The organism is Tardiphaga sp. GW821-FHT12E02 (assembly GCF_058807155.1).
The window spans coordinates 1,794,883-1,820,755 of sequence record NZ_JBXAQK010000001.1 but is presented as its reverse complement, the minus strand read 5'-3'; the positions used below and the strand labels follow the sequence as shown (position 1 = coordinate 1,820,755).

Annotated in this window: 27 protein-coding genes and 1 pseudogene; 12 read left to right on the top strand and 16 right to left on the bottom strand. The window is 63.1% G+C overall.

All coding sequences use genetic code 11. From position 1 onward, the window contains the following. The first annotated feature begins 120 nt into the window (after positions 1-120). Positions 121-1,074, top strand: coding sequence for a ribose-phosphate pyrophosphokinase (locus AC1RQ5_RS08590; protein ID WP_398476891.1), 954 nt, complete (start codon positions 121-123; stop codon positions 1,072-1,074). A 159-nt stretch (positions 1,075-1,233) separates the two neighbouring features. Here AC1RQ5_RS08590 and AC1RQ5_RS08585 read toward each other — a convergent pair whose 3' ends face one another. Then, positions 1,234-1,737 (bottom strand): 6,7-dimethyl-8-ribityllumazine synthase, encoded by a 504-nt coding sequence (locus AC1RQ5_RS08585; RefSeq protein WP_493198245.1) that lies wholly within the window; start codon positions 1,735-1,737, stop codon positions 1,234-1,236. A gap of 367 nt (positions 1,738-2,104) precedes the next feature. Here AC1RQ5_RS08585 and AC1RQ5_RS08580 point away from each other — a divergent pair, with 367 nt between their 5' ends. The 3 genes from AC1RQ5_RS08580 to proC all read left to right on the top strand — a co-directional run bounded on the left by AC1RQ5_RS08580 (position 2,105) and on the right by proC (position 3,929). After that, positions 2,105-2,605 (top strand): type III secretion system chaperone family protein, encoded by a 501-nt coding sequence (locus AC1RQ5_RS08580; RefSeq protein WP_493198243.1) that lies wholly within the window; start codon positions 2,105-2,107, stop codon positions 2,603-2,605. Continuing rightward, positions 2,602-3,033 carry a GNAT family N-acetyltransferase gene (locus tag AC1RQ5_RS08575; RefSeq protein WP_493198242.1) on the top strand — a complete coding sequence of 144 codons (432 nt, stop codon included), beginning with the start codon at positions 2,602-2,604 and terminating at the stop codon, positions 3,031-3,033. Before AC1RQ5_RS08580 ends, AC1RQ5_RS08575 begins: the two co-directional genes overlap by 4 nt. Positions 3,034-3,101: 68 nt before the next feature. Then, the gene (proC, locus tag AC1RQ5_RS08570) at positions 3,102-3,929 is read left to right on the top strand and encodes a pyrroline-5-carboxylate reductase (protein ID WP_493198241.1); all 828 of its coding nucleotides are present in this window, start codon (positions 3,102-3,104) and stop codon (positions 3,927-3,929) included. A 140-nt stretch (positions 3,930-4,069) separates the two neighbouring features. Here the strand turns inward: proC and AC1RQ5_RS08565 are convergent, their stop codons facing one another. From AC1RQ5_RS08565 to AC1RQ5_RS08555, 3 genes are read right to left on the bottom strand one after another with little or no spacing between them, the layout of a single operon-like run. Further along, on the bottom strand, positions 4,070-5,458 hold the full coding sequence (locus AC1RQ5_RS08565; RefSeq protein ID WP_398476901.1) for an ATP-binding protein: 1,389 nt from the start codon (positions 5,456-5,458) through the stop codon (positions 4,070-4,072). Position 5,459: 1 nt separating this feature from the next. Next, the gene (locus AC1RQ5_RS08560) at positions 5,460-6,182 is read right to left on the bottom strand and encodes a response regulator (protein WP_398476903.1); all 723 of its coding nucleotides are present in this window, start codon (positions 6,180-6,182) and stop codon (positions 5,460-5,462) included. Beyond that, a complete protein-coding gene (locus tag AC1RQ5_RS08555; protein ID WP_398476905.1) occupies positions 6,179-6,715 on the bottom strand; it encodes a MarR family winged helix-turn-helix transcriptional regulator in 537 nt (178 codons plus the stop codon). The genes AC1RQ5_RS08560 and AC1RQ5_RS08555 overlap by 4 nt, the downstream gene beginning before the upstream one ends. Positions 6,716-6,956: 241 nt before the next feature. On the opposite strand from AC1RQ5_RS08555, the gene AC1RQ5_RS08550 reads away from it, so the two are divergent. Continuing rightward, on the top strand, positions 6,957-8,069 hold the full coding sequence (locus tag AC1RQ5_RS08550; protein ID WP_493198238.1) for a branched-chain amino acid aminotransferase: 1,113 nt from the start codon (positions 6,957-6,959) through the stop codon (positions 8,067-8,069). Between the two features lie 159 nt (positions 8,070-8,228). Here the strand turns inward: AC1RQ5_RS08550 and AC1RQ5_RS08545 are convergent, their stop codons facing one another. From AC1RQ5_RS08545 to uvrC, 6 genes and pseudogenes are all read right to left on the bottom strand, one after another. After that, on the bottom strand, positions 8,229-9,626 hold the full coding sequence (locus tag AC1RQ5_RS08545; RefSeq protein ID WP_493198237.1) for an MATE family efflux transporter: 1,398 nt from the start codon (positions 9,624-9,626) through the stop codon (positions 8,229-8,231). A 168-nt stretch (positions 9,627-9,794) separates the two neighbouring features. Continuing rightward, on the bottom strand, positions 9,795-10,844 hold the full coding sequence (gene prmB / locus AC1RQ5_RS08540) for a 50S ribosomal protein L3 N(5)-glutamine methyltransferase (RefSeq protein WP_493198235.1): 1,050 nt from the start codon (positions 10,842-10,844) through the stop codon (positions 9,795-9,797). Continuing rightward, positions 10,844-11,305: a molybdenum cofactor biosynthesis protein MoaE gene (locus tag AC1RQ5_RS08535; RefSeq protein WP_493198233.1), complete on the bottom strand. Its 462-nt coding sequence runs from the start codon at positions 11,303-11,305 to the stop codon at positions 10,844-10,846. Before AC1RQ5_RS08535 ends, prmB begins: the two co-directional genes overlap by 1 nt. A gap of 13 nt (positions 11,306-11,318) precedes the next feature. After that, positions 11,319-11,570 (bottom strand): molybdopterin converting factor subunit 1, encoded by a 252-nt coding sequence (gene moaD / locus AC1RQ5_RS08530; RefSeq protein ID WP_398476916.1) that lies wholly within the window; start codon positions 11,568-11,570, stop codon positions 11,319-11,321. Further along, on the bottom strand, positions 11,567-12,178 hold the full coding sequence (gene pgsA, locus AC1RQ5_RS08525; protein WP_398476918.1) for a CDP-diacylglycerol--glycerol-3-phosphate 3-phosphatidyltransferase: 612 nt from the start codon (positions 12,176-12,178) through the stop codon (positions 11,567-11,569). The genes moaD and pgsA overlap by 4 nt, the downstream gene beginning before the upstream one ends. Before the next feature lie 110 nt (positions 12,179-12,288). Then, positions 12,289-14,235, bottom strand: a pseudogene (gene uvrC / locus AC1RQ5_RS08520) (excinuclease ABC subunit UvrC); the annotation flags it as partial. 405 nt (positions 14,236-14,640) lie between these two features. On the opposite strand from uvrC, the gene AC1RQ5_RS08515 reads away from it, so the two are divergent. Continuing rightward, entirely contained in the window at positions 14,641-15,270 is a 630-nt protein-coding gene (locus AC1RQ5_RS08515; protein WP_493198231.1) for an outer membrane protein, read from the top strand. A gap of 220 nt (positions 15,271-15,490) precedes the next feature. On the opposite strand, the gene AC1RQ5_RS08510 is transcribed toward AC1RQ5_RS08515, so the two are convergent. From AC1RQ5_RS08510 to AC1RQ5_RS08495, 4 genes are all read right to left on the bottom strand, one after another. Continuing rightward, positions 15,491-15,706 carry a cold-shock protein gene (locus AC1RQ5_RS08510; RefSeq protein WP_398476922.1) on the bottom strand — a complete coding sequence of 72 codons (216 nt, stop codon included), beginning with the start codon at positions 15,704-15,706 and terminating at the stop codon, positions 15,491-15,493. A 247-nt stretch (positions 15,707-15,953) separates the two neighbouring features. Beyond that, positions 15,954-16,814, bottom strand: a complete 861-nt coding sequence (locus AC1RQ5_RS08505) for a 23S rRNA (adenine(2030)-N(6))-methyltransferase RlmJ (protein WP_398477009.1) — start codon at positions 16,812-16,814, stop codon at positions 15,954-15,956. Between the two features lie 150 nt (positions 16,815-16,964). Beyond that, positions 16,965-17,651 (bottom strand): ribonuclease T2 family protein, encoded by a 687-nt coding sequence (locus AC1RQ5_RS08500; RefSeq protein WP_398476924.1) that lies wholly within the window; start codon positions 17,649-17,651, stop codon positions 16,965-16,967. Positions 17,652-17,767: 116 nt separating this feature from the next. After that, positions 17,768-18,232: a hypothetical protein gene (locus AC1RQ5_RS08495; protein ID WP_493198228.1), complete on the bottom strand. Its 465-nt coding sequence runs from the start codon at positions 18,230-18,232 to the stop codon at positions 17,768-17,770. Positions 18,233-18,402: 170 nt separating this feature from the next. Between AC1RQ5_RS08495 and AC1RQ5_RS08490 the strand changes: the two genes are divergently transcribed. From AC1RQ5_RS08490 to AC1RQ5_RS08480, 3 genes are all read left to right on the top strand, one after another. Beyond that, positions 18,403-18,705 carry a hypothetical protein gene (locus AC1RQ5_RS08490; protein ID WP_493198226.1) on the top strand — a complete coding sequence of 101 codons (303 nt, stop codon included), beginning with the start codon at positions 18,403-18,405 and terminating at the stop codon, positions 18,703-18,705. 202 nt (positions 18,706-18,907) lie between these two features. Further along, entirely contained in the window at positions 18,908-19,432 is a 525-nt protein-coding gene (locus tag AC1RQ5_RS08485) for a DUF3617 domain-containing protein (RefSeq protein WP_493198224.1), read from the top strand. A 185-nt stretch (positions 19,433-19,617) separates the two neighbouring features. Then, positions 19,618-20,409 (top strand): thioesterase family protein, encoded by a 792-nt coding sequence (locus AC1RQ5_RS08480; protein WP_493198222.1) that lies wholly within the window; start codon positions 19,618-19,620, stop codon positions 20,407-20,409. A gap of 173 nt (positions 20,410-20,582) precedes the next feature. Here AC1RQ5_RS08480 and AC1RQ5_RS08475 read toward each other — a convergent pair whose 3' ends face one another. Next, entirely contained in the window at positions 20,583-20,798 is a 216-nt protein-coding gene (locus AC1RQ5_RS08475; protein ID WP_233024874.1) for a tautomerase family protein, read from the bottom strand. 146 nt (positions 20,799-20,944) lie between these two features. After that, positions 20,945-22,441 carry a histidine--tRNA ligase gene (hisS, locus tag AC1RQ5_RS08470; protein WP_493198220.1) on the bottom strand — a complete coding sequence of 499 codons (1,497 nt, stop codon included), beginning with the start codon at positions 22,439-22,441 and terminating at the stop codon, positions 20,945-20,947. Positions 22,442-22,589: 148 nt separating this feature from the next. On the opposite strand from hisS, the gene AC1RQ5_RS08465 reads away from it, so the two are divergent. From AC1RQ5_RS08465 to AC1RQ5_RS08455, 3 genes are all read left to right on the top strand, one after another. Next, a complete protein-coding gene (locus AC1RQ5_RS08465) occupies positions 22,590-23,183 on the top strand; it encodes a phage holin family protein (protein ID WP_493198218.1) in 594 nt (197 codons plus the stop codon). Next, complete coding sequence (locus AC1RQ5_RS08460) at positions 23,183-24,271, top strand: YihY/virulence factor BrkB family protein (RefSeq protein ID WP_493198216.1); 1,089 nt, start codon at positions 23,183-23,185, stop codon at positions 24,269-24,271. The genes AC1RQ5_RS08465 and AC1RQ5_RS08460 overlap by 1 nt, the downstream gene beginning before the upstream one ends. 140 nt (positions 24,272-24,411) lie before the next feature. Then, positions 24,412-25,869, top strand: coding sequence for an EAL domain-containing protein (locus tag AC1RQ5_RS08455; protein ID WP_493198214.1), 1,458 nt, complete (start codon positions 24,412-24,414; stop codon positions 25,867-25,869). The last annotated feature ends 4 nt before the right edge of the window (positions 25,870-25,873 follow it).

The following is a 25,873-nucleotide window of genomic DNA, read 5'->3' as shown; positions in this document are numbered from 1 at the left end:
TCATCTGCGGGTTGCAAACTGTGACATCCCCGCGATATCACCTCGCTCAGCTAGACTAGTTCTTGTGGGTAACCCGATATGCTGAACGTTGTATCCACCAAACCGCGGGGAGACGCGTCGATGTCGGGCAAAAACGGATCCATCAAGCTCGTCGCAGGCAATTCCAATCCAGCCCTCGCCAAGGAGATTGCCGACTGGCTAAAGCTGCCGCTGACCAAAGCCAGCGTCCGGCGCTTCGCCGATATGGAGATTTTCGTCGAGGTTCAGGAGAACGTCCGCGGCTCCGACGTGTTCGTGCTGCAGTCGACGTCGTTCCCGACCAATGACCACCTGATGGAGCTGCTGATCATCACCGACGCGCTGCGTCGCGCATCAGCCCGCCGCATCACTGCGGTGATCCCCTATTTCGGTTATGCCCGCCAGGACCGCAAAGTCGGATCGCGCTCGCCGATCTCGGCCAAGCTGGTCGCCAACCTGATCACCCATGCGGGTGTCGATCGCGTCATGACGCTCGACCTGCATGCCGGCCAGATCCAGGGCTTCTTCGACATTCCCGTCGATAATCTCTTTGCCTCGCCGGTGATGGTGCGTGACATCAAGGAGAAATTCGATCTCACCAAGGTGATGGTGGTTTCGCCCGACGTCGGCGGCGTGGTCCGCGCCCGCGGCCTCGCCAAGCGCATCAACACGCCACTGGCAATCGTCGACAAGCGCCGCGAACGCGCCGGTGAGTCCGAAGTGATGAACGTGATCGGCGACGTCGCCGGCTATACCTGCATTCTGATCGACGACATCGTCGACTCCGGCGGTACGCTGGTGAACGCGGCCGACGCTTTGCTCGCCAATGGCGCCAAGGATGTCTACGCCTATCTCACCCACGGCGTGCTCTCCGGCGGCGCCGCGGCGCGCATCGGCGGATCGAAGCTGAAGGAGCTCGTGATCACGGATTCGATCCAGCCCACCGAGGCAGTTATCAACACGCCGAACATCCGCACCCTCTCGATTGCGAGCCTGATCGGCGAAGCCATCGAGCGCACGGCAGCGGAAGAGTCGGTGTCGAGCCTGTTCGACTAAACGCCGCATCTTCCTTCTCCACTTGTGGGAGAAGGTGGCTTCGCGAAGCGAAGACGGATGAGGGGCGATGCTGGGCTCGGAGCTTGCGGCTACCCCTCACCCGTCTCGAACGCTTCGCGTTCGATGCACCCTCTCCCACAAGGGGAGAGGGGAAGAGAGCTAAACAATCCCCGCCGCGACCTGACCGCGCAGCCGCTCGAGGCTGAACAGGGTCTCCGCGCACGCTGCGGCGACCTCGGTCCCCTTCTGCGCAAAGTGCTTGCGGAAGAACGCGACACCTTCGTCCGTCTCACGGAAATCATTCGGCGTCACCACCGCGGAGAACACCGGGATCTCGGTCCGGAGTTGCACATCCATCAACGCACGGATCACCGTATCGGCGACATAGCTGTGCACGCCATGATCGACGACGAGCCCAGCCGCCACGATGGCCGTGTAGCGCCGGGTCTTTGCCAGCACCTGCACATGCAGCGGAATCTCGAACGAGCCCGGCACCTCGAACAGGTCGATCTGCGAGGCATCAACGTTGCGCGCGGCGAGTTCGGCGTGAAAGGATTCCCAACACGGTGAGACGATGTCGCGATGCCAGGACGATTGTACAAAGGCCACGCGCTGCGGCTTGGCGAATACTGGATGGCTGATGGGCTGGGACGCTTCGGTCATGATGGCTGTTTCCGTGTGTTGCCAAACTATGCCGAAGCACCTGGACGCCAGCAAGGGCGGGCGGCCGTTAATAATTGAGGCCGAACCGCGTCGCCGGACTCTCCCTGCGCGCATCGGATTCCGCCAGACTCGCATTCCGGGAATCCGATTCCGGTTTGTTCTCGTTGCGACGTGATGACCTGTGGATGAAAGAGCCATTGTCTGTGGACTGAGTCAGGGCGGCGTTGCGCGGATTCCGCAAATCACATCACTTCGGTCTCGCAAGTTCTGGACGATTTAAGTCTAAAGCCCCGCAACGGCATTCCGACATTTCGCGTACCCGGCCAGTCGTTTGCATCACAGACTCCCAAGGCAAGGTCGCGACCGCATGTCACTTCTCGAAGGCACCATCGATTCACGCGCCAATCCGCTCGCGGTCGTGGAGGACATTGCTGCCGATCACAACTGGGCGTTCGAGCGCTCGGGCGAAGACGAAGTCACGATCGTCTCCAAGGGCGACTGGACCGACTATCAACTCTCCTTCACCTGGATGGGCGAAATCGAAGCGCTGCATCTGGCTTGCGCTTTCGACATGAAGATTCCAGCCGCACGTCGCAGCGAAGTACAGCGCCTGATCGCTGCGGTGAACGAGCAGATGTGGGTCGGCCATTTTGATATCTGGATGGCATCCGGCATGATCATGTACCGGCAGGCGATCCCGCTGCCGGACGGCATGACCGCCACGACAGCGCAATGCGAGTCCATGCTCGTGTCCGCGATCCATGCCTGCGAACGCTATTACCCGGCCATGCAGTTCGTCGTCTGGGCCGGCAAGACTGCCGAGCAAGCGATGAGCGCCGCGATGTTCGATACTGCAGGCGAAGCGTGAGCGCGACGCCACAGATCACTGTTCCAGACGCGCCCGGCGAGACCGAGCGCCTCGCGGTCTGGAATGCGCTGCTTGCCTATAACGAAAAGTCGGTTGGGCCGAGCAACTATCAACCGCTGTCGATCCTGATCCACGATCCCGAGACCGGCGAGCCCGCCGGCGGCATCTGGGGCAAGACCGCCTATGATTGGTGCTTCGTCGAACTGTTCGTGGTGCCGGAAAAATTCCGCGGCCAGGACATCGGCACCAAGGTCTTGAAGCTTGCGGAAGACATCGCGCGACAGCGCGGTTGCACCGGGCTCTGGCTCGATACCTACTGGTTTCAGGCTCGCAGCTTCTACGAAAAGCAGGGCTATGAAGTGTTCGGCGAACTGCCGGACTATCCGCAGGGCGGGCCAAGGTATTTTCTGAAAAAGAGTTTGGCCTGATCGGCTGCATTGCGCCCGAGGCACCCGATGCTAATGTCCTGCGCCTCCAAGACAGCCGGGACTCAACCATGACGACCAATTCATCAGCCCTCCACTCCCTCGACGGCCACATCATCCTCGCCGGCGCAGGCAAGATGGGCGGCGCAATGTTGATGGGCTGGCTCGCTGGCGGGCTGGATCCCAAGCGTGTCGTGGTGCTTGATCCCTATCTCTCGGATGAGATCAAGGCGCTAACCGCCAAGGGCGCGCGTCTCAACCCGGACGTGCACGAGATCGGCAAGGTCGCCGCCCTCATCCTCGCCGTGAAGCCGCAGATGTTCGCCGAAGTTGGCCCGACGCTACGTGCTATCGCCGGCGACTCGCTGGTCGTCTCGATCATGGCAGGCACCACCATCGCCGGCATCGCGAAGGCCTGCGGCGGCAAGATCGTGCGCGCGATGCCGAACACCCCGGCTGCGATTGGGCGCGGTATCACTGTCGCTGTTGCGGCAAGCGACGTCACGTCGGGCCAGCGCGATCTCACCGACGCGCTGCTGCGTGCTACGGGCTCAGTTGAATGGGTCGAGGATGAAAGCCTGATCGACGCGGTGACCGCCGTGTCCGGCTCCGGACCGGCCTATGTATTCCTGCTGGCCGAAGAAATGGCCCGCGCCGGCATCGCGGCCGGATTGCCGCCGGAGCTCGCGATGAAACTCGCGCGCGAGACGGTCTCCGGCTCGGGCGAATTGCTGCGCCAGTCCGACCTCGATGCGGCAACCCTGCGCAAGAACGTGACCTCGCCGGGCGGCACGACGGCGGCCGCGCTTAATGTGCTGATGGCAGAGGACGGTTTCGAACCACTGCTGACGAAGGCGATTGCAGCGGCAACTGCGAGGTCGCGAGAGCTCGCGAAGTAAGCGCAACATACTCCGTGTCGTCCCCGCGAAGGCGGGGACCCATACACACGGACGTCTGAGATCATGGCAACGCCAGATTGGCTCTTCTCGAACCTGGACTACGCCTACGGTGTCCGCGCCTTCGCGGGGACGACCAATAGTTACACCGGCACCCGCACCACAGCTCTCAGCCCACCCATCGGACTATCCGCCAGCGTGATATCACCGCCATGGGAGCGCGCGATGTCGCGTGCGATGGCGAGGCCAAGGCCGGTGCCGCCTTCGTCCTGATTGCGCGCATCGTCGAGCCGCAGGAACGGCTTGAACACTTCCTCGCGCATGTTCATCGGGATACCCGGTCCGTCATCGTCCACGGTCACGGTGAGATAACGATGATCGCGATGACCGGTGATGGCGATGTCATGGGCGTGGCGCGCGGCATTGTTGACGAGATTGCCGAGACAACGCTTGAACGCCGCCGGCCGCACGGTGACGATCGGCAAGCCATGGAATGTCACCGTCGCCTTGTGGCCGTTGCGCTCGGCGTCGCTGCGCAGCTCTTCAAGCGCCGAGGACATGTCGGTGGGCTGCGACGGCTCGCCACTGTCGCCGCGCGCGAAGGCGAGATAGGCCTCGAGCATCGCCTGCATCTCGTCGATGTCCTTGCGCATGCCCTCCACTTCCGGCCCGTCCTCGAGCAGCGCCAGTTCGAGCTTGAAGCGCGTCAGGATCGTGCGCAGATCGTGCGACACACCGGCGAGCATCGCCGTGCGCTGCTCCATGGCGCGTTCGATGCGCGCTTTCATCTCGATGAAGGAGTTCGCCGCACGCCGCACCTCGCGCGCGCCACGCGGCCGGAAGTTGGGTACCTCGCGGCCCTTGCCGAAGCTTTCGGCCGCGTCGGCGAGTTTCAGGATCGGCCGGATCTGATTGCGCAGGAACAGGATGGCGACGATCAGCAGGATCGATGACGTGCCAACCATCCAGAACAGGAAGATTTCGGAATTCGACGCATAGGCCGCACTGCGCTGCGCAAAGATGCGCATCACGGCATCGTCGAGCTGAATGCGGATCTCGACGAGATTCGATCGGCCGACGGTGTCGATCCAGAACGGCCGCGGGATCTGCCGGCCGATCTGCACCGACAGTGTCTGATCCAGCAGCGAGAAGAATGGCTTTGGCCCTGGCGGCGGCATGTCGCCGAGCGGGAGGAAGTCCACCACGAGGCCGAGGCGCTGCTGCGCAATGGCCTTGATCTGGGTGCGATCCTTGTCCTGCGGATAGGTCTTGTAGACATCGATCAGCGCCGCAATGTCCTGCACTACGACAGCCGACAGTCGCCGCGTCACCGTGTTCCAGTGGCGCTCCATGAACACGAAAGCCACCACCGACTGCAGGATCACCATCGGCACGATCATGATCAGCAGCGCGCGGGCATAGAGGCCCTTCGGCATCAGCTCGTTGAAGCGCCGGCCCATCACGCGATTGGCCGACGCCATCCGCTCGGAGGCGGAACGCAACACGGTCATGCCTGTGTCGAAGCTGCTCATGCTATGGCGATGCCACCAGACGATAGCCGATCCCGCGCACGGCCTGCAGGAACAGCGGATTGGCCGGATCGACCTCGATCTTGCGACGCAGGCGATTGATCTGCACGTCCACCGCACGCTCGTTCACCGTACCATCGCCGGTCAGTGCGCCACGCGGCACCGTCTCGCCCGGCGTCTCGGCGAGAACCCGCAGCATGTCGCGCTCGCGGTCGGTGAGATGGATGATCTCCTCGCCCTGCCGCAACTCGCCGCGGGCGAGATGATAGATGTAAGGCCCGAATTGCAGCTGCTCCGCGCGCTCGACCACCACCGGCGCGCTGCGCTTCAGGATGTTGGCGATGCGCAGAGCCAGCTCGCGCGGCTCGAACGGTTTCGACACATAATCGTCGGCGCCGATCTGCAGGCCTTCGATGCGATCATTCGATTCGGTGCGCGCGGTCAGCATCACGATCGGCACATGCGACGAGGTGCGGATGAAGCGCGCGAGATCGAAGCCGGTCTCGCCAGGCATCATCACATCAAGAATCAGCAGGTCGAAATGCAACCCGAGCAGTTTTGCCCGCGCTTCCTTCGCGCTGGGCGCGGTCGTGACGCGATAGCCTTCGCTGGCGAGGAAGCGCGAGAGGAGATCGCGGATGCGGCGATCGTCATCCACCAGCAGCAGATGCGGCGCATCATCCGCCGGCTGCACCGGAATCTTCTTGGCGGCCTGGGCGAGTATCATCTGTTGGTCCCGTTATCCGTGCCGAGGATCACCTGCAGCACCTTGTCCGGATCGTCGCGATCGATCATGCCGCCGAGAAAGCGCTTGATCGCTGCGACGTCACCCGGCGAAAAATCCTTTAATGCACGTTCGATGCGCGTGGTCTGCAGTCCCGCCATCTGCGCCACCAGAGCTTCGCCCTTGGCGGTGGCGAAAAGAAGCCGCTGCCGACGATCCACCTCGCCAGACTTCTGCACGATATAGCCTTCGTCCAGCAATTGCTTCAGCACCCGCCCGAGCGACTGTTTGGTGATGCGCAGGACATCGAGCAGGTCGGCCACTTTCAGCCCGGGATAGCGGTGCACGAAATGCACGACCCGGTGATGCGCCCGGCCGAAGCCGAACTGGTCCAGCACATGGTCGGGATCACCGACGAAATCGCGATAGGCGAAGAACAGCAGCTCGATGATGTCCCAGCGCAGCGGTGCAGCAGCCGCCCGCTCGGGCGCCTCCACCGGCCGCGACATGGCAGCATTGAAATTTACGTCAGCCATATTGACATATTTTGGGTTCAATCTTACAAACTTGGCCATCCCGACGAAATTTTATAACTTTGCCGGGCTGGACCATATAGGTCCGATTTGAGAACCATACCGGACTTCCGCAGACGGCCATAGCCCAGCATGGGGTAACCGGCCGCCAGGCGAAATCAGCTTTTGCGGCCGATCCGGACACGACGTAGAACAGCACACGCGGTCGCCGACGCAAGGCGGGTGCCAAGCAGGAGTAAGGTCCATGGGCGTTTCATTCGACAAGGTCGATGGCGCAATCTGGCTGGATTTCGAGATCCACCACAGCCACCACGCGGTTCCCGAGGCGGAGCGCGTGGCCAAGCTCAAGGACCCCGGCTTCGGCCGTGTATTCACCGATCACATGGCGACCGTGCGCTACAGCCAGGACAAGGGCTGGCACAGCGCACGCGTCGAGGCACGTTCGAACTTCCAGCTCGATCCGGCCGCCGCCGTCCTGCACTACGCCCAGGAAATCTTCGAGGGCCTGAAAGCCTATGTCCGCGAAGACGGCGGCGTGAACCTGTTCCGCCCCGATGCGAACGCCAAGCGCTTCTGGAATTCGGCCACCCGCATGGCGATGGCGCCGCTGCCGGAGCCGGTCTTCATCGAAGCCGTCGAGCAGCTTGTCCGCATCGACCGCGCCTGGATCCCCGGCGGTGAAGGCAGCCTCTATCTGCGCCCGTTCATGATCGCGAACGAGACGTTCCTCGGCGTGAAGCCATCGTCGGAATACATCTTCGGCGTCATTGCCTCGCCGGTTGGTTCGTACTTCAAGGGCGGTCCGGCCCCGGTCTCGATCTATGCGTCGGAGAACTACACCCGCGCAGCGGTCGGCGGCACCGGCGCCGTGAAATGCGGCGGCAATTATGCGGCCAGCCTGCGTGCGCAGGCGGAGGCGATGGATCACGGCTGCGATCAGGTCGTGTTCCTCGATGCGGTCGAGCGCAAATATATCGAAGAGCTCGGCGGCATGAATGTGTTCTTCGTGTTCGACGATGGCTCGCTCTCGACGCCGCCGCTCGGCACCATCCTGCCCGGCATCACGCGCGACTCCATCATCGCGCTCGCGAAGGCCGCCGGCGTGACCGTGCGTGAAGAGCTGTATTCACTCGAGCAGTGGCGCGCCGATGCGACCAGCGGCAAGCTCAAGGAAGCCTTTGCCTGCGGCACGGCCGCAGTGATCTCGCCGATCGGCAAGGTGCGCACCACGTCGGGTGAATTCCTGATCAATGGCGGCGAAGCCGGCAAGGTCGCCATGGGTCTTCGCAAGCAGCTCGTGGATATCCAGTATGGTCGCGCGCCGGATCCGCAAAACTGGATCCGCAAGGTGTTCTAAATAAAAGCCGCAGCTGGCAGCTGCGGCTTTTTTAATGGGCTTGCTCCTGCCATCACTTGTCGTCACCCGGCTTGACCGGGTGACCCAGTAGACACTGGCAGCAGTTCTAGAACCGTGACGCAGGTGTTGACTGGATCCCCGCTTTCGCGGAGATGACAGTCAGAGCCCCTTCGGCACCAGCCCCAGTCGCTCCCGCTGCGTCCAGCGCCACAGCATCACCGGCGCGACCACTGCGAGCCCCGCCGCAAGCCCGATCCAGATTCCCACGCCACCAAAACCGAGCTTGAACGCGAACAACAAGCTCAACCCCATGCCAAAGCCCCAATAGCCCAATCCGGCGATGATCATCGGCACGCGCGTATCCTGCAAGCCACGCAGCATGCCGGCGCCCACCGACTGCGCGCCATCGGCGATCTGGAACACCGCCGCGCAAAACAGGAACGACATCGCCGTGTCGATGACGACGGCATTGGCGGGATTGCCAAGATCGATAAAGGCGCCGATCAGCACACGCGGCACCGCCAGCAGCAGCAAACTCATCGAGGCCATGAAGCCAACCGCCAGCACGAAAGCCGTCCAGCCAGCGCGCGTGATGCCATCGCCATCGGCAGCGCCCCTGGCAAGGCCGACACGCACGGTGGCCGCCTGGCTCAATCCCATGGGTACCATGAAGGAGATCGACGCGATCTGAATCGCAATCGCATGCGCTGCAATTGCTGCCGTTCCGAACTGTCCCATCAGGAACACCGCAGCGTTGAACACGGTGATCTCGAAAGCGAGCGTGGCGCCGATGGGCAGGCCGATCTGCCACAATTTTGCAAGGCGCGGCCAGTCGGCGCGCCAGAAATTGCCGAACAGGCGATAGCGCCGAAACTTCGGATGCCACAGCACCACAGCGACGAAGATGATGAACAGGAACGTGTTCGACAGCGTGGTCGCAAGCCCCGAGCCTGCCAGTCCCATTGCGGGAAAGCCGAGATGACCGAACACCAGCACCCAATTCGCCGCGGCATTGAACAGGATCGCGACCGCTGTCACCAGCAGCGCCCATAGCGGCCGCTGCACAGCGGCCACGAAGGAGCGCAGCACGATGAAGCCGAGCGCCGGCAGAAAACCCCATTGCAGCATGCGCATGAAGCGTTGCGCATCGGCAGCCGCCTGCGCCTGCTGGCCGAACAGCAGCAGAATATCCTCGGTGTGCCACAATACGATCCAGGCCGGGATCGCGATGATCACGGCGGACCATAGGCCCTGCCGGAATGTGCGGCGCACATCGCGCACCGCATGCAGTTTGCGTCCGATCGCTTCGGCCATCATCGGCGAGGTCGCAGTGACAATTCCGATCGCGAAAATCAGGATCGCGAAATAGACGTTCACGCCAAGCGCGGATGCTGCAAGGGCCTCCGCGCTGACGCGGCCGAGCACGATCACGTCGATGGTGGTCAACGCGATCTGCGCAAGATTGGTCAGCACCAGCGGCCAGCCAAGCGCAAGCGTGGCGCGGAGTTCGGCGAGCCAGAGGTGACGTGCTGATGTGTTCTGCTCGGCGGGCAGCATGGGTGTAAAAACCTTGAATGAAGAGCCCCCTCACCCGGATCGCAAAAAAGCGATCCGACCTCTCCCCGGTGGGGAGAGGTAAGAAGAAGCGCCGTCGCTTTCACCTCTCCCCACCGGGGAGAGGTCGCCGCGTCTTCGCGGCGGGTGAGGGGCGCCGCAAGCGCGATGTTAGACCCCGCCCCGCCCCTGCAGCGCAGCCGCCGAAATCCAGAACACCTCGCCTTCGGAGTCTTCGGTATCCAGCCAGATCAGCGGCAGATCCGGAAACGCTGCGTCGACATTGTCGCGCCCGCGGCCAACCTCGCACAGCAAGCCGCCATGCGGATTGAGGTGATTGCCGGCCTGATCGATGATTTTTCGCACGATATCCAAACCATCGAAGCCGCCATCGAAGGCCATCGACGGCTCGGCCAGACATTCATCCGGTAGATCGGCCATACCCTGCGCATCGACATAAGGCGGGTTGGTGATGATCAGGTCATAGGTGGTGTCGCCAAGTGGCTCGAACAGATCGCCCTTGTAGAGCGTGAGACGCTCATCGAGCCCGTAATCGATGACATTGCGCATCGCGACGGCGAGCGCTGCAGGCGACAGATCGACGGCATCGACCTGGGCATTCGGGAATGACTGCGCAGCCAGAATCGCGATGCAGCCAGAGCCGGTGCAGAGATCGAGCACGCTCTCGACCTCCATGGGATCGTCGATCAGCGAAGCGCCTTCGCCGTCATCGCCGGCAAAATGCGTATCGAGCAATTCGCCGATGAAAGAGCGTGGCACGATGGTGCGCTCATCCACATAGAACGGCAGGCCGCGCATATAGATCTTGTTGACGAGGTAAGCGGCCGGCTTCCGCGTCGTCACGCGGCGATGGATCACGTCGAGGATCTTTTTGCCCTCGGCGACGGTCACCCGCGCCATGGCAAAGCTCTCGAACTGGTCGGGATGCAGATGCAGTAGTTCGCACACGATGAAGGCCGCTTCCGACACGGGATCGGTGGTGCCATGCGCGAAAGCCAGCTTAGCCTCGATGAAGCGGCTGGTGGCGTAGCGCACATAATCCAGCAGCGTCACCAGTTCGCTTGCGCCGACCTTTGGCAACGTTGCGGCAGCGAGCTTCTTCACCGAAGCCTTGGCGTTCGTCTTGGCCTTTGCCGTCGTCTTCTTCGCAGGCGTCTTGCTCGCCTTCTTCGCAACGGTCTGCACAGTCTTCCTAGCCATTATTTGTCCCAGCGCGCCGCAGCGTCGTCATCGTCGGTTTTCGCAGCGACCCAGTCGCTGCCACCGGCGGTTTCCTCGCGCTTCCAGAACGGAGCATGCGCCTTGAGGTAGTCCATCAGAAACTCAGCGGCCTGAAACGCCGCCTGGCGATGCGCCGAAGCGGTCAGCACCACCATGATATTTTCGCCCGGCAGGATGCGACCGGTGCGATGGATGACGGTGACCCCTGTCAGCGGCCAGCGCGTCATCGCCTCCGCCGCATGGCGGCCAATCTCGGCTTCGGCCATCCCCGGATAATGTTCGAGCGTCAGCGCCGTCGTCGCATCGCTGCCGCCGCCGCGGCAGATGCCGCTGAACGTCACGACCGCGCCGATATCGGTGCGGCTGGCCGTGAGTGCAGCGATCTCGCTGTTGACGTCGAAATCGGCGGTCTGGATGCGGATGGTGACGTTGTCGGTCATGACGACATCGGCATCAGCCGCCGGTCATCGGCGGAAAGAACGCAATCTCGCGCGCGCCGGCGATCGCCGTGCCCGGCTGCACATGGGTATGGTCGATCGCCGCACGGATCACCTTCGGCGTCTCGAAGGCATGGGCATATTCCTCGCCGCGCGACGACAACCAGGCGATCAGATCACCAACAGTGCTTACCGTCGCCGGCGGCTCGATCACTTCTTCGGCCTTGCCGATCCGCTCGCGGACCCAGGCGAAATACATCAGCTTCATGCATCCTCCTCGAAGAGGTGGCGGACGCCTGCGCGGAAATAGTCATATCCGGTATAGAGCGTGACGATCGCCGAGATCCACAGCAGCACGATGCCCGTAAAGGTCACATAGCCGAACAGCACATCGCCCGCCTCGCCGGCGAGCAGGAAGCCGATCGCCACAAGCTGTGCCGCGGTTTTCCATTTCGCCAGCTGCGTCACGGGGACACTGACGCGCAGGCCTGCGAGATATTCGCGCAGACCCGAGACGAGAATCTCGCGACACAGGATCACAATGGCCGCCCATAGCGTCCAGCGGTTGATGGTGGCGTCGGAGGCCAGCATCAAGAGGCAGGATGCCACCAGCAGCTTGTCGGCAATCGGATCCAGCATGCGGCCGAAGGACGACTGCTGATTCCAGATCCGGGCATAATAGCCATCGAGGAAATCGGTGATTGCCGCCGCAATGAAAATGGCGACAGCCACCCAGCGCAGCCAGAGCGGCCCATCCATCGACGACTGCCAATAGATACAGCCGACCACCACCGGGACGGCGGCAATCCGGGAATAGGTCAGGATGTTCGGCAGGGTCATCGCCTTGGTCGCGGCCCGTCGTGTGGTCACTGTCATGCGTCTTACCAATACTGCCGGTGCCCGAAGGTCAACCGGTGCGAAGCGGTGCAGGCGAGTTTACCTCAAAACAGGGCGTACGAGATGCCACGTCCTGGAGAGCGCCATGCTTATCGGGCGCCCGGCTGGGGATGGAAGAAGTCGAAAATCTTGCGCGCATTCTCGGTCGAAATGCCCGGAACCTTGCCGAGATCGCCGACGGACGCCCGCTCGATCTCTTTCAGGGTACCGAAGTGATGCAGCAGCGCCCGTTTGCGGGTCGGGCCGATGCCCGGAATTTCCTGCAGGCCGGCCTCCCTGATGTCCTTCTTGCGCAGGGTGCGGTGCGAACCGATCACGAAACGGTGCGCCTCGTCGCGCAGCCGCTGGATGAAATAAAGGACGGGATCGCGCGGCTCCAGCTTGATGGCCTCGCGGCCGGGCAAAAACAGCGTCTCACGACCGGCATTGCGATCCGGCCCCTTGGCCACTGACATCAAAGTGACATCTGTCAGCTTCAGCTCGTCGAAAATTTCCTTGACCGCATTGAGCTGGCCGCGGCCACCGTCGATGATGACAAGGTCGGGCCACAGCGGCACATCGTCATCCTTGCGCTTCGGCGCCTCGCCTTCCGCGGGCGGCGTGAGCAGGCGCTTGAACCGGCGCTGCAGCACCTCCTTCATCATCGCGAAGTCATCGCCCGGCGTGGTCTCGGCCGACTTGATGTTGAACTTGCGATACTGATTCTTGATGAAACCATCCGGCCCGGCGACGATCATCGCGCCCACGGCATTGGTGCCCTGGATGTGGCTGTTGTCATAGACCTCGATGCGCTGCGGCACTTTCGGTAGTTGAAGTGACGTCACCAGTCCTTCGAGCAGGCGCGTCTGCGTCGCGGTATCGGCGAGTTTGCGGCCGAGCGCTTCGCGCGCATTGGTCTGCGCATGGACGATCAGCTCCTTCTTCTCGCCGCGCTGCGGCGTGATCACCTCGACCTTGAACCCGGCCTTGACGCTGAGCGCGCTGGCGAGCAGATCGCTTTCCTCGATGACATGGGACAGCAGCACCATTTTCGGCGGCGGCTTGTCCTCGTAGAACTGCGCCAGGAATGAGCCGAGTACTTCCTCCGCCGTGAAGGACTTTTCGGCCTTCGGGAAATAGGCGCGATTGCCCCAGTTCTGGCCGGTCCGGAAGAAGAACACTTCCACGCACGAATAGCCGCCCTCCTGATGGATGGCGAACACATCCGCCTCTTCCACCGTACGCGGATTGATGCCCTGCTGCGACTGGATGGCCGAAAGCGCGGCGAGACGGTCGCGATAGAGCGCCGCGGTCTCGAAGGCGAGGTCCTCCGACGCCTTCTCCATCTCGTCGGCGAGCAGCTTCTTCACCGCGCGGCTCTTGCCCGACAGGAAGTCCGTCGCCTCGCGCACCAGCTCGGTATAGCCGGGGAAATCGACTTCGTTGGTGCAGGGACCGGAGCAGCGGCGGATTTGGTAGAGCAGGCACGGCCGCGTGCGGCTCTCGAAAAACGAGTCCGTGCATGAGCGCACGAGAAACGCGCGCTGCAAGGCGGTGATGGTGCGGTTCACCGCGCCGACCGAGGCGAACGGACCAAAATAGCGACCGGGCCGCGACTGCGCGCCACGATGCTTGACGATCTGTGGCGCCCAGTGATCTCCGGTGATCAGGATATAAGGGAACGACTTGTCGTCGCGGAGCTGCACATTGAAGCGCGGACGAAGCTGCTTGATGAGGTTTGCTTCGAGCAGCAGCGCCTCGGTCTCCGTCGCCGTCGAAATGATCTCCACCACCGACGTCGCGGCAATCATCCGCGCGATGCGCATCACCTGACCGGTCGGGCGCGCATAGGACGACAGGCGCTTTTTGACGTTCTTGGCCTTGCCCACATAAAGCACGTCATGGGCCGCATTCAGCATGCGGTAGACGCCCGGCGAGGTCGGCGCCAGGCGCACGGCCTGCTCGATGGCCGCGCGGCCGACAGCCAGCGTGCCTTCGACGATTTCTTCTGCGATTTCCTCGGCTTCGTCGGGAAGTGCTGCCTCGTCCTCATCCTCTGCCGGATCGGCTTCCACATCCGGCGGCGCCTGCAGGCCGGACTGGACCTGCAGCCTGTCCGCAGGCGTGGAACCGGGCTCGGTCACCGCCTCATCCGGCGCCGTCAGGGGATCGGTGGGGTCTTGAATCATGCCGCCAATCTAAGCGTTACGGCGGCCTGCTGCCAGCATGCGGCGGCATTTGGTGCGGCAGCACGGGGGCAGACTTGCGGCAGTCTTGCGACCACGCCGATTGCCCCAAGTAAGACTTTTTTAACGCCAATACAGCGCCGGCCACACGCGTTAAGACCCGCTTAATCTAAAACTCTCGATAAATCGTCTCGATAAATGATGGAATTTCGTAACCCTAAGCCTTTGTGCAGCGCACCGCTGGGGTACGGCAGTAACGCGTGTTGGAGAGTTGAGATGAGCAAGTTTGCGTTCGCGGCAGTCGCGGTCATGGTGGCTGGCACGACGGCGGCACAGGCGGCGGACCTGCCTTACCGGTCGCGCGCGCCGTACACCGTGCAGCAGCCGCTGAACGCCTATAGCTGGGCTGGCCCGTATCTGGGTGCCACCCTTGGCTATGAATGGGGCAGCGTCTCCAACAGCCCGACCAAGCCGAAGGGCATCGTCGGCGGCGCGACCGCCGGTTACAACATGCAGAGCGGCGCGGTCGTGTTCGGTCTCGAAGGCGACATTTCTGCCACCGGCGCCGATGACCGTTTCGCGACCTACAAATTCTCCAATCCGTGGTTCGGCACCGTGCGCGGCCGCCTCGGTTATGCTTTCAACAATGTGCTGCTGTACGGCACCGCCGGTCTCGCATTCGGCAGCCTGGAGGCGGAAGCCAACGGCCTGCAGCAGTCGCAGACCTCGGTCGGCTGGACCGCCGGTGTCGGCGCCGAAGTCGGCATCTATCAGAACTGGACCGCCAAGATCGAATATCTCTATGTCGATCTGTCCAAGAACACCTACACGCTCACCGGTACCCTGCCCACGGACAATGCTCTGTCCTTCGGCACCGTCCGCATCGGCGTGAACTATCACTTCTGATCCGAACGCACGGATCGGAGCGCAAGCTCCAAGTTAGAAGAAACCATGACGACCCACTCCCGGCCGCTCTGCGGCCGGGATTTTTCTTGCCGTCACGCGACCGTAGGATGGGTTGAGCGAAGCGAAAACCCATCTGCCTTACGATGTGGCTGTCTCCGCCGATGGGTTGTCGCTCCGGCGCTGCGCGCCTACGCTCAACCCATCCTACGCGCTGCGCGCCTCACCCTGTTATCACCAGGTCGACCGCTTTCGGGCCCTTGCCCTTCTTGTCGGGTTCGACCTCGAATGTGATCCGCTGTCCCTCAGTCAGATCCTTCAATCCCGCGCGCTCGACGGCGGTGATGTGGACGAACACATCGCGTCCACCATCATCCGGCTTGATGAAGCCGTAGCCGCGCTCGCCATTGAAGAACTTGACCGTACCACTCATGCCCATCGGGAAACTCCCTCCCCGCATTGCTCCGCCGCGGTGCACTTGCACCGCGACCGACCGGACATTCACCCCTCAGAAAACTTGGCCGTTTCTTATTATGGTCTTTTGGGCCACGTCACTCCGCCGCAACCATTCGCGGAAGCGGAACGTAAAGCCAGTCATGCAACCAGCTTAGTACGGTTCCATTGAGGTGACTACCGTTTTTGGAAACGCGGCCTGAGAGTTGTCGTTTGGGTAGTTGAGGACGTAGCTAGGCCTTGACGTTTTCGAGCCGGAAGCGCGCCACGCCGCCAACGCCGAGCGGCCTTTCCAGCTGCGGCAGGATCACCCGCAACTCGTCCTGTAGTTTCCACGGCGGATTGACGATCAAGAGCCCTGTGGAGGTCAACGGGCCATCGGCGGTTTGCGGCGCGATACTGAATTCGAGGCGGAGGCATTTGCCCGGTGTTGCCGATGACGCAATGGTCGCGGCAACACTGCGCGCGAGATCGTCGGTGCCGCGGCGACTCTTGGCGGGATACCACAGCATGTAAATGCCGGTCGCCCATTTCGCATAAGCCTGCGCAAACACCGTCGCCAACCGCGAAAACTCGTCCTTCGCCTCGAACGGCGGATCGATCAGCACCAGGCCGCGGCGCTCATTCGGCGGCACGTAAGCGGGCAGGCCGACCCAGCCATCGATATCCACCACGCGCGCCTGCTCGTCATGGCGCAGCGCCGAGATGAGCTGCTTGCGCGCGGTTGGCTCGAGTTCGCAGCACACCATCCGATCCTGCGGGCGCATCAAGGCGCGGGCGATCAGCGGCGAGCCGGGATAGGTGGTGAGATCGCTGTCGGGATTGAAGGAGCGGACGATGTCCAGATAGGGCGCAATCAGTTTCTCGGCCGCCTCGGAGAAGCTCGACTGCATCATGCGGGCGATGCCGGTGCTCCATTCGACCGTGCGCGTCGCCTCATCGCCGGTGAGGTCATAGCGGCCGGCCCCTGCATGGGTGTCGATGATCCGGAACGGCGTCGCCTTCTCCTGCAAATGGGTCAGGATGCGGACCAGCACGAGATGCTTGATGACGTCGGCAAAATTGCCGGCATGGAAGGCGTGGCGATAATTCATGGGAGATGGAGTACGCCATGTCACGCCAACCCTCAACTTGTCATCCCCCGCGAAGGCGGGGGATCCAGTAGACACCGAATGCGCGGCTCAAGCACTTCTGCCGGTGTTTACTGGGTTGCCCGGTCAAGCCGGGCAACGACAGGAAAAGACCTACCCGCCCCTGACCGGCGGCATCACGACCTTGTCGCGGCGGCAGGCGCGGCGGTCGGTTTCCTCGCAGGCGCGGAACTGGAGATCCTTGCTCATGCAGATCCTCACCTCCTGCAGGCGATTGCGCTCGCAAGTGATGGCGATGGCGGAATGGCTGAGGCCGGGATTGACCTTGATGAAGGCCTCTTCCACCGCCTCGGGCGCGATGGTCTTGGCCTGTTGCAGGTCGATGAACTCATCCGGGATCTTCACGCCCGCACGCGCCTTGCGCGTGGTTTCAAAATAGGCGCGAGGGCCGAGGCCGGAACAGGTGCCGTGTTTGTCCCATTCGTTGAAGATCAGGCCCGGCGCCGGCATCAGGTCCAGCATCGAGGTCATGATATTGCGCGGCAACCTCGGCGCCGGGCGCTCGCAATAGTTCGGGAAGCCGCGGTCATATTGCGGCCAGAGGCCATGCACCACGAAAGCATAGGGCCGCCCGCCGCACTGCATCTGCTGATTGCGACCGGAATTCCCGCGCTCCTGCGCCGCTTCGCAAAAGGACGGCGACCAGGACAGCGACAGGACATAGAAGTCGAATTCGCCGGGGGCATTTTGCCGCCGGTCTTGCGCCGACGCGTTGCTGCCCACCAGTGCGATCAGCAGAAAAATGCCGAGCGAAACGACCGACCGAAATGCCTGAACCATGACGCGCCCCACCCCTGTACTGGCGCGAGCCTAGTCAGGCCTCAAGAACAATTCAAGAACAATAGTGCGAAAGAAATAGCCCGGACGGCCGCGCCATCCGGGCCAAATACGAAATCTCAGAACTTCGCCGCGCGGCACTTCGGATTATAGGCCCAGTCGCGATCGAGGCCGGTGACGCACCATTCGACGCCATCGCCATAGCCGGCAAAGCCGCCGTCCTCGATGATCGAATAATGCACCTGGCGCTGCTTGCCATCGGTGAAGGTGGCATCGGCGCTGCAGAAACGACGCGGAATGTTATCGGAGGCCCACGGACGGAAAGCGGTCTCGCGCACATGGGTGAAGCCGGTGAATTGCAGCGAGGAATTCCAGAAATCCGCTTCCTTGTCCTTGAACTGGTAGGTGATCTTCCACAGTGCGGATTCGCAGGAGCCGACCTTGCCTTCGTAATTCGGTCCGAACAGGCCGAAATTCATCTCGAGCAGGTTGGCAGCCTGGGCGCTCGGCGCGGCGCTGAACAACGCCATGCCGGCGACAGCGGCGAAAGCAGCTTTCTTCAGGATCGAGTTGAGGGTGCGCATGGGGAATCCGCCGGCTGGATAAAAGGTTCCGGGACCGTGCCGCGAAGGCCGTGCGGGGTCAAGTGCACCGCTGCAACACCCTGCGCACAACTCCGTCAGATCATGCCGCGCGTTCTTTCCACCGTCGCCTTGGGGCTCTAAGGTGCCGCTTCGAGAATAAGGAGACGGTGATGCGGACGATTCGGCTGGCGATTTTGGCGATGGGCGTGACTGCAGCGATGAGCGGCGCGGCCGTTAGCAGTGCTTCGGCCCAATGGGTGCCCTCCTTCAAGGGCAACGACACCGGCGGCATCATCTCCACCTCGCTGATCAACCAGACCGACATTCGTGCGCTCGCCATCGATCACTGTGCGCGCTACGGCAAGGTCGTTAAATTCCTCGGCGCGCAGAACGAATATGGCGGCTACTTTTCGTTCTCCTGCCGCTGGGTGCCCTATGGCGCAAACGAGCGTCCGCTCAGCGTGAAGTACTAAAACTCCGCGGCTGTAGGATGGGTTGAGCGAAGCGATACCCATCGCTGCCGGACGCTTGCGGTGATGGGTATCGCTGACGCTCAACCCATCCTACAAGTCCTGCAAGTACAACGCGTACAAACGCGCGATAACACAAAAGACATAATCGGATGCCGTAAAGCCGGTCCCATGCGTCATCGCAACAGGATATCGGAGGCATCCCATGACTCAGCGCGCAAGCCTGATCGCTCTCACCCTCTTGTGCAGCACCGCGCCGGCATTTGCCGACAGCGTTCAAATGCCGATCCGCAAAGCGGGCTTGTGGGAATTGACCACGCAGATCACCGGCGTGTCGAAGACCGTGACACCGCCGATGGTGATGCAGCAATGCACCGATGAGACGGTCGATCGGCAGATGAACAGGATGTCGTCGGACGCGGCGAAATGCTCCAGGCAGGAGATGACGAAGTCCGGCAACAGCTATATCGGCGACAGCGTCTGCACGATCGGCGACGCCACCGTGACCAGCCATATCGACGCCACCGGTGATTTCAATTCTGCCTATACGGTGAAGACCACCGCCAAATCCACCGGCGGCAACCTGCCGCCGGACATGGTGACCACGATCCAGGCCAAATGGATCAGCGCCTGCAAGGCCGACCAGAAGCCCGGCGATATCGTGATGCCCGGCGGCATGAAGATGAACATTTCGGACATGCAGAAGATGCGCGCGGGGCAGCCGAAGTAAGCGGCTTGCGGATTTGTAGGGCGGATGAGGCGAAGCCGTCATCCGCCTGCCGACTGTATGTGGCGAAGAACGGCGGATGACGCTTCGCTCATCCGCCCTACGACCTCTGCCATATTCCCCCTCCCCGCATTCCCCGCTATAGATGATGGCAATCATCCAACAAGGAACGGTCGGGGAAACGACGCATGACTGAATTTACCGCATTGATGGCCGGCATGGCGCGCGCCGGCGACGGCTGGACCGTCAGCGTCAGCGACGACTGGCTGCAGGGCCGCACCGTTTATGGCGGACTCGCTTCTGCGCTCTGCATGCAGGCCGCACTCAATGAATTCGGTGCTGTGCCGCCGCTGCGCTCGGCGCAGATTGCATTTATCGGCCCGGCCGCGGGCGCATTGCAGCTCAAGGCCAGCGTATTGCGCCGGGGCAAATCGACCTTGTTCGCGAGCGTCGATCTCATTGGTGAAGCCGGCCTCGCGACGCGCGCGATGTTCTGTTTTGGCGCCGCGCGCGAGTCCGCATTCAAGCATGTGGCCATTGGCACGCCGGAGCTGAAGGATCCCGACACCTGCCCGAACTTCTTCCGCAACGCGCCGGCCAGCCTGAGCTTCGCGCAGCATATCGATGGGCGTTTCGTCTCGGGCTCGCCGCCCTTCAGCGGCAGCGACGATCCGCAGATGTCGCTCTGGCTGCGCCACAAGGAGGCGGGCATCGCGCCATCGCTCGTGGCATTGCTGGCGCTCGCCGATGCGCCACCGCCGGCCGCCTCCGCGCGATCAAAAACGCCGTCGCCGATCTCCACCATGACCTGGGCGATCGACATGCTGACGGACGAAATCGCGACTGACGATGGCTGGTGGCTGATCCATAACGTGGCCGAGCAGATCGCGAGTGGCTATTCGAGCCAGGCGATGACGCTGTGGAATCGCAGCGGCACGCCGATCATGGCGAGCCGGCAGAATGTCGCCGTGTTCGGGTGATGGGGGCGAGCGACGACACTCAACCTGTCGTCGCCCGGCTTGACCGGGCGATCCAGTAAACACCAGCACCAGCGCTTCAAGCCGAGACGCTGGTGTCTACTGGATCCCTGCTTTCGCAGGGATGACATTTCGAGATGAATGCAGGCGCTCACACAAGAGCGCAACGACCAAAACTACTTCTTCGCCGCTGCTGCAGCTTCTGCGGCGCGTTCCACAAACGTCTTGCCGCCCTTCATCTTGTGATGTAGCGGCGCTTCGTTGATCTGGATGGTGACGGCATCGGCGGCGACGCCGAGATTTTTGACCAGCGCCTGGGTGATGTCGAGCATCATGCCCTTCTTCTGCTCGTCGGTGCGGCCGGCGGCCATGCTCACGGTGATCTCAGGCATTGGTGTCTCCCTTTTTCATTTCACGCTCATCGTAGGGCGGATGAGCGAAGCGTAATCCGCCGCCCTTCGTCCCACAAGCTCGGCCGGCGGATGACGGCTTACGCCGTCGCTCTTCGAGCTATGGCGGACAAGTCGCCTCATCCGCCCTACGCGCTCCAGCTCACGCCATGCTTGGCAAGCAGCGTCTGAACGGCGCTGACCAGATCCGTTTCCGCGATCTCGATCTGCGCCTCGGCCTGTTTCGCAAGATATTCCTCGCGATCCTTGATCTCGGTGAGACCGGCGCCGGCGATCAGGTCCTTGATCTGCAGCTTGCCCGCGGCGCGCTCATCCGAACCCTGGATGATCGCGAGCGGTGAGTTGCGCTTGTCGGCATATTTCATCTGCTGACCAAGCGCATGCTTGGGATTGCCGAGATACAGCTCCGCGCGGATGCCGGCATTGCGCAGTTTTGCGACCATCGCCTGATAATCCGCGATCTCGCCGCCGAACACGGTGACGACAACGGGACCGGGCTGCTGCTTGGTGTCGATCTTGCCGAGCAGCGTCAGCGCGGCCTGCAGGCGCGAGACGCCGATGGAGAAGCCGGTGGCGGGCACCGGCTCGCCGCGGAAGCGCGAGACAAGGCCGTCATAGCGACCACCGCCGCCGACCGAGCCGAAGCGCACCGGGCGCCCTTTCTCGTCCTTGGTCTCGAGCGTGAGCTCAACTTCGTAGACGGGGCCGGTATAGTATTCGAGACCGCGTACAACCGAGGGGTCGATCTTGATGCGATCTTCGCCATAGCCGGCTGCGGTGATCAGCTTTGCGATCTCGTCGAGTTCAGCCCGGCCCTGCTTGTAGGCTTCGGAGCTATCGAGCTTTGCGGTCGGCGCACTCGTCGCGTCGAGACTGCGCAACACCGTTTCGGAATCGTCTGCTGAAAGCCCGGCGCCCTTCGTAAAGTCGCCCTTGCCTTCCTCACCGCCATCCCAACGACCGGGGCCGAGCAGTTTCTTGATCTCGTCGATGGGAAACTTGTCCATCTTGTCGATGGCGCGCAGCACCGTAAGACGACGGCCGGCCTGATCGTCACCGCCAAGACCGATGCTCTCCATCACACCGTCGAGCACTTTGCGATTGTTCACGCGCACCACATAAGAGCCGCGCGGAATGCCCAACTTCTCCATCGCATCCGCTGCCATCATGCACATCTCGGCATCCGCTGCCGGCGAGCCGGAGCCCACCGTATCGGCGTCGAACTGCATGAACTGACGGAAGCGGCCGGGACCCGGCTTCTCGTTGCGATAGACGTAACCCGCGCGGTAGCTGCGATATGGTTTTGGCAGCGCGTCCCAGTGCTCGGCGACATAGCGCGCGAGCGGCGCCGTCAGATCGTAACGTAGCGAGATCCACTGCTCGTCATCGTCCTGGAACGAGAACACGCCCTCATTCGGCCGGTCCTGATCGGGCAGGAATTTGCCGAGCGCGTCGGTGAATTCCATGGTCGGCGTCTCGACCGGCTCGAAGCCGTAGCGCTCATAGACCTCGCGGATGGTGTCGGTCATGCGGCGCGTGGCAGCGATGTCTGCCGGGCCACGGTCGCCAAGGCCACGCGGCAGGCGCGCGCGGAGTTTTTGCGGTTTTTTGGGTTTGTCAGCCATGGGCGCGTGGTACCAGCGCGGGCAGGAACCGGCAAGAACCGGCATGCGACGCATTGGCAGCCATGCAGGCGGCGGAACCATCCTTTTTGGTCCTAGTTCCTTTTTGGATACCGGCTGCATCGGCCGGGCCAGCAACGAGGCCATCCCCATGTCACCGCTCGTCAGCGCGCTCGCCCGTACCGGCCTGACGCTCAAGCTCGATCAGGTCAAACGCGCGACATCGTCCTATCTGCGCGACCGGAGCGAACAGGGCACGAGCATGGCCGTGTCCTATGCCACCGCGGCCGGGCTCTATGCCGCCGCAGGAATTTTCCTGATCGCCACGCTGCTGGTGGGCGCTGCCGCGCTGTTTCGCTGGGTGGAGATCAAATACGGGCTGTTTCCGGCCTTTGGCGTCACGGGAGGATTGTTGCTCCTGCTCGCTGCGATCTTCGCCGGATTAGCCGCCGCCCGGCTGAAAAAGCCGGCGCGGCAGTTTCCCACGCTGGGCAGCCGGCTGCGCGTGGCCGTCCATGCGACCCCCGCACGGCCATCTGGGTCACCTGCGCAGCGGGCGAACCAGCCTGCCGAATTCAAGCCGAGCACGCAGCCGCGCTCGCGCGTGGCCACGGCCGGCGGTAATGGCCCGGTCAAGGCAGGGCTCCTTCTGGCCGCGACACTGGCAGGCTGGGCGCTGACCCGCCGTCACCAGCTCGCCAAGGACATCACCCCGCCGCGCAAGCAGGCCAAAGCAGACAGCTGATGCGCCGTCGCCGGATCGATGCCGAAAGCCTGTGGCTGGTCGCCGCCACCACGGCCACGGTGCTGGCTGTGCAGAGCCTGACGGCGCCACGACGATCGCGCCGCGATCGCCAACCGCCGCCCGCTCCTGTCGAGCTCGCGCAACCCGGTCGCGGCCGGGATTCCACCACCCCCCTCGAAATCCCCCGCGCCGGCTGGACGGACATCCTGTGGCGTACCTATGAGCAGATCAACGAGGACCGCCTGCTCGCCATCGCCGCAGGCGTCGTGTTCTACGGCCTGCTCGCCGTGTTTCCCGCCATCACAGCACTGGTCTCCTGCTACGGCCTGTTCGCGGACACCTCGACCATTTCGGACAACCTGCAGACCCTGGCCATGGTGCTGCCCGCCGGCTCGTTCCAGATCGTGCAGGACCAGATCGCGCGCGTATTGGCCAAGGGGCCGGCCAGCCTCGGTTTTACCTTCCTGCTCGGTATCGCGCTGGCGCTGTGGAGCGCCAATGCCGGGGTAAAGGCTGTCATCGATGCGCTCAACGTCGTCTATGACGAGCGCGAAAAGCGCAGTTTCATCAAGCTGAATGCGCTGTCCCTCGCCTTCACCGCCGGCGGCATCGCAGCCCTGCTGCTGATGATCAGCGCCGTGGTCGCTTTCCCGCTGGCGATGGACAGCATCGGCCTCGCGCAGGACAGCAAGCTGCTGGTGAGCCTGGCCCGCTGGCCGCTGCTATTGCTGGTGGTGATCCTTGCCCTCGGCCTGCTCTACCGGTTCGGGCCCAGCCGGCCCGGCGCGCGGTGGGAATGGCTGGGCACCGGCACCATCGCCGCCGCCGTGCTGTGGCTCGCCGGCTCGCTGCTACTGTCCTGGTACCTGTCCAGTTTCGGCAATTACGACGCCACCTATGGCTCGCTCGGCGCGGCCATCGGCCTGATGATGTGGATGTGGATGTCGGCCATCATCGTGCTGTGCGGGGCGGAGCTGAATGCCGAGATCGAGCATCAGACCGCCACGGACACCACCGTCGGCCCAGGCCGCCCGATGGGCGCCCGCGGCGCCACCATGGCGGATACGCTGGGCCGGGCCAGCACTTAAGCGGTGCAAAAGCACCCGCGGCATGGCGGCGGGGCCTCGTGTCCGAATCAGCAATAATGGTAAGCTGGTCCAATATTTAGCGGCGGCCATCGAGCGCGCCTGCCGCACAAGGACATTTGGACCAGGGTGCCGCGCGCGTCATGATTCGCATCTCTACGATATTCGTCGGCATCTGCATGGTGCTGATCGCGGCTTCGCTCGGCGCCGTGCTGCATATGGTCGCGAAGGTCTCCGGCCAGGAGGCGGCGATCGCCAGCCTCGCCGCGCTCACCATCATGATCCTCTACAATGCCGTGTCGCTGCGCATCAAAGACCGCGCAGAGGCCTCGGGCCAGATCTCCGACCTCTCCCGCGGCACCACCGACCTCGCCCGCCAGGTCGCCGAATATGGTCGCCGTCTTGCCGCGCTCGAAGCCAAGCTGAACACGTCGAATACGGCCCATCAGGACCGCATCCAGGGGGTGATGGGCGAGATCGGCGAACTCGGTTCGATGATGCGGCAGCTCGCCCATTCGGTCGCCACCCATGAAGACATGCTGACCGCGATCCCGCCGGCACCAGAACCGATGCCGACAGCCATCGCGCCACCGAATCCGCCGGTGAAGGTGATCAATACGCCGCCCCCCATGCCGCTCGCGGTCGAGGTTGCCGAAGATACAGTGACGCCTGCGGCCAAGCCGGCCGTGACCTCGCCATCGCAGGACGACATCCAGTTCGCGAACACCATCCGCCGCGCCATCAACGAGAACCGTATCGACATCTATCTGCAGCCCGTGGTGACGCTGCCGCAACGCAAGGTGCGCTTCTACGAGGCCATTTCGCGGCTGCGCGACGAGCAGGACCTGATCATCGTCGCCGACGATTTCATCGGCCCGGCGGAAGCCGCCGGCCTGATGCAGGAGATCGACCACAGCGTGCTCCTGCGCAGCATGCAGGTGCTGCGCCGCCTGATGGTGCGCAACAAGGATGTCGGCGTGTTCTGCAATGTGGCCAAGTCCACATTGTCGGACCCGGTGGCCTTCGCGCAGTTCATCGATTTCCTCGATGCCAATCGCGCGCTGGCGCCCTCCTTCATCCTCGAATTCAAGCACAGCACGTTCCGCCATCTCGGCGCGGTGGAAAGCGAGCACCTCGCCGCTTTGTCCCAGCGCGGCTACCGCTTCTCCATCGATCATGTGACCGACCTGCGCATCGAGCCGCGCGAACTGGCCGAGCGCGGCGTCCGCTTCATCAAGGTGCCGGCGGCGCTGCTGCTGGATCCGAAACAGGCCTCGCTGTCCGATATCCATGCCGGCGATCTCTCCGATCTGCTCGGCCGCTTCGGCATCGACCTCATCGCCGACCGCATCGAGGGCGAGCGCGCCGTGGTGGACCTGCTCGATTTCGACGTCCGCTTCGGCCAGGGCTTCCTGTTCGCAGCCCCGCGGCCGTTGCGCCCGGAAACCCCGGCTGCTAACGGAGCCGCGGCAACTTCGCCTGCCAAGGCTCCCACGGGAACCGTGAGCCCGGCACGGCCAGCCAGCGCCGCCCCACGGGGCGAACCGCCGCGCAATGGCGGCCTCGCTGCCTTGGCCCGCCGCGCCACCGGTCCGAACTGATCGG

Coding starts and splice junctions, on each gene's coding strand:
- AC1RQ5_RS08465 (WP_493198218.1), top strand. CDS start 22,590: ATGTCACCGCTCGTCAGCGCGCTCGCCCGTACCGGCCTGACGCTCAAG.
- AC1RQ5_RS08550 (WP_493198238.1), top strand. CDS start 6,957: ATGGGCGTTTCATTCGACAAGGTCGATGGCGCAATCTGGCTGGATTTC.
- AC1RQ5_RS08515 (WP_493198231.1), top strand. CDS start 14,641: ATGAGCAAGTTTGCGTTCGCGGCAGTCGCGGTCATGGTGGCTGGCACG.
- AC1RQ5_RS08535 (WP_493198233.1), bottom strand. CDS start 11,305: ATGACCGACAACGTCACCATCCGCATCCAGACCGCCGATTTCGACGTC.
- AC1RQ5_RS08455 (WP_493198214.1), top strand. CDS start 24,412: ATGATTCGCATCTCTACGATATTCGTCGGCATCTGCATGGTGCTGATC.
- AC1RQ5_RS08480 (WP_493198222.1), top strand. CDS start 19,618: ATGACTGAATTTACCGCATTGATGGCCGGCATGGCGCGCGCCGGCGAC.
- AC1RQ5_RS08495 (WP_493198228.1), bottom strand. CDS start 18,232: ATGCGCACCCTCAACTCGATCCTGAAGAAAGCTGCTTTCGCCGCTGTC.
- AC1RQ5_RS08560 (WP_398476903.1), bottom strand. CDS start 6,182: ATGATACTCGCCCAGGCCGCCAAGAAGATTCCGGTGCAGCCGGCGGAT.
- AC1RQ5_RS08475 (WP_233024874.1), bottom strand. CDS start 20,798: ATGCCTGAGATCACCGTGAGCATGGCCGCCGGCCGCACCGACGAGCAG.
- pgsA (WP_398476918.1), bottom strand. CDS start 12,178: ATGACAGTGACCACACGACGGGCCGCGACCAAGGCGATGACCCTGCCG.
- AC1RQ5_RS08580 (WP_493198243.1), top strand. CDS start 2,105: ATGTCACTTCTCGAAGGCACCATCGATTCACGCGCCAATCCGCTCGCG.
- AC1RQ5_RS08505 (WP_398477009.1), bottom strand. CDS start 16,814: ATGAATTATCGCCACGCCTTCCATGCCGGCAATTTTGCCGACGTCATC.
- AC1RQ5_RS08500 (WP_398476924.1), bottom strand. CDS start 17,651: ATGGTTCAGGCATTTCGGTCGGTCGTTTCGCTCGGCATTTTTCTGCTG.
- proC (WP_493198241.1), top strand. CDS start 3,102: ATGACGACCAATTCATCAGCCCTCCACTCCCTCGACGGCCACATCATC.
- AC1RQ5_RS08460 (WP_493198216.1), top strand. CDS start 23,183: ATGCGCCGTCGCCGGATCGATGCCGAAAGCCTGTGGCTGGTCGCCGCC.
- prmB (WP_493198235.1), bottom strand. CDS start 10,844: ATGGCTAGGAAGACTGTGCAGACCGTTGCGAAGAAGGCGAGCAAGACG.
- AC1RQ5_RS08490 (WP_493198226.1), top strand. CDS start 18,403: ATGCGGACGATTCGGCTGGCGATTTTGGCGATGGGCGTGACTGCAGCG.
- AC1RQ5_RS08545 (WP_493198237.1), bottom strand. CDS start 9,626: ATGCTGCCCGCCGAGCAGAACACATCAGCACGTCACCTCTGGCTCGCC.
- AC1RQ5_RS08485 (WP_493198224.1), top strand. CDS start 18,908: ATGACTCAGCGCGCAAGCCTGATCGCTCTCACCCTCTTGTGCAGCACC.
- AC1RQ5_RS08565 (WP_398476901.1), bottom strand. CDS start 5,458: ATGAGCAGCTTCGACACAGGCATGACCGTGTTGCGTTCCGCCTCCGAG.
- AC1RQ5_RS08590 (WP_398476891.1), top strand. CDS start 121: ATGTCGGGCAAAAACGGATCCATCAAGCTCGTCGCAGGCAATTCCAAT.
- moaD (WP_398476916.1), bottom strand. CDS start 11,570: ATGAAGCTGATGTATTTCGCCTGGGTCCGCGAGCGGATCGGCAAGGCC.
- AC1RQ5_RS08510 (WP_398476922.1), bottom strand. CDS start 15,706: ATGGGCATGAGTGGTACGGTCAAGTTCTTCAATGGCGAGCGCGGCTAC.
- hisS (WP_493198220.1), bottom strand. CDS start 22,441: ATGGCTGACAAACCCAAAAAACCGCAAAAACTCCGCGCGCGCCTGCCG.
- AC1RQ5_RS08555 (WP_398476905.1), bottom strand. CDS start 6,715: ATGGCTGACGTAAATTTCAATGCTGCCATGTCGCGGCCGGTGGAGGCG.
- AC1RQ5_RS08585 (WP_493198245.1), bottom strand. CDS start 1,737: ATGACCGAAGCGTCCCAGCCCATCAGCCATCCAGTATTCGCCAAGCCG.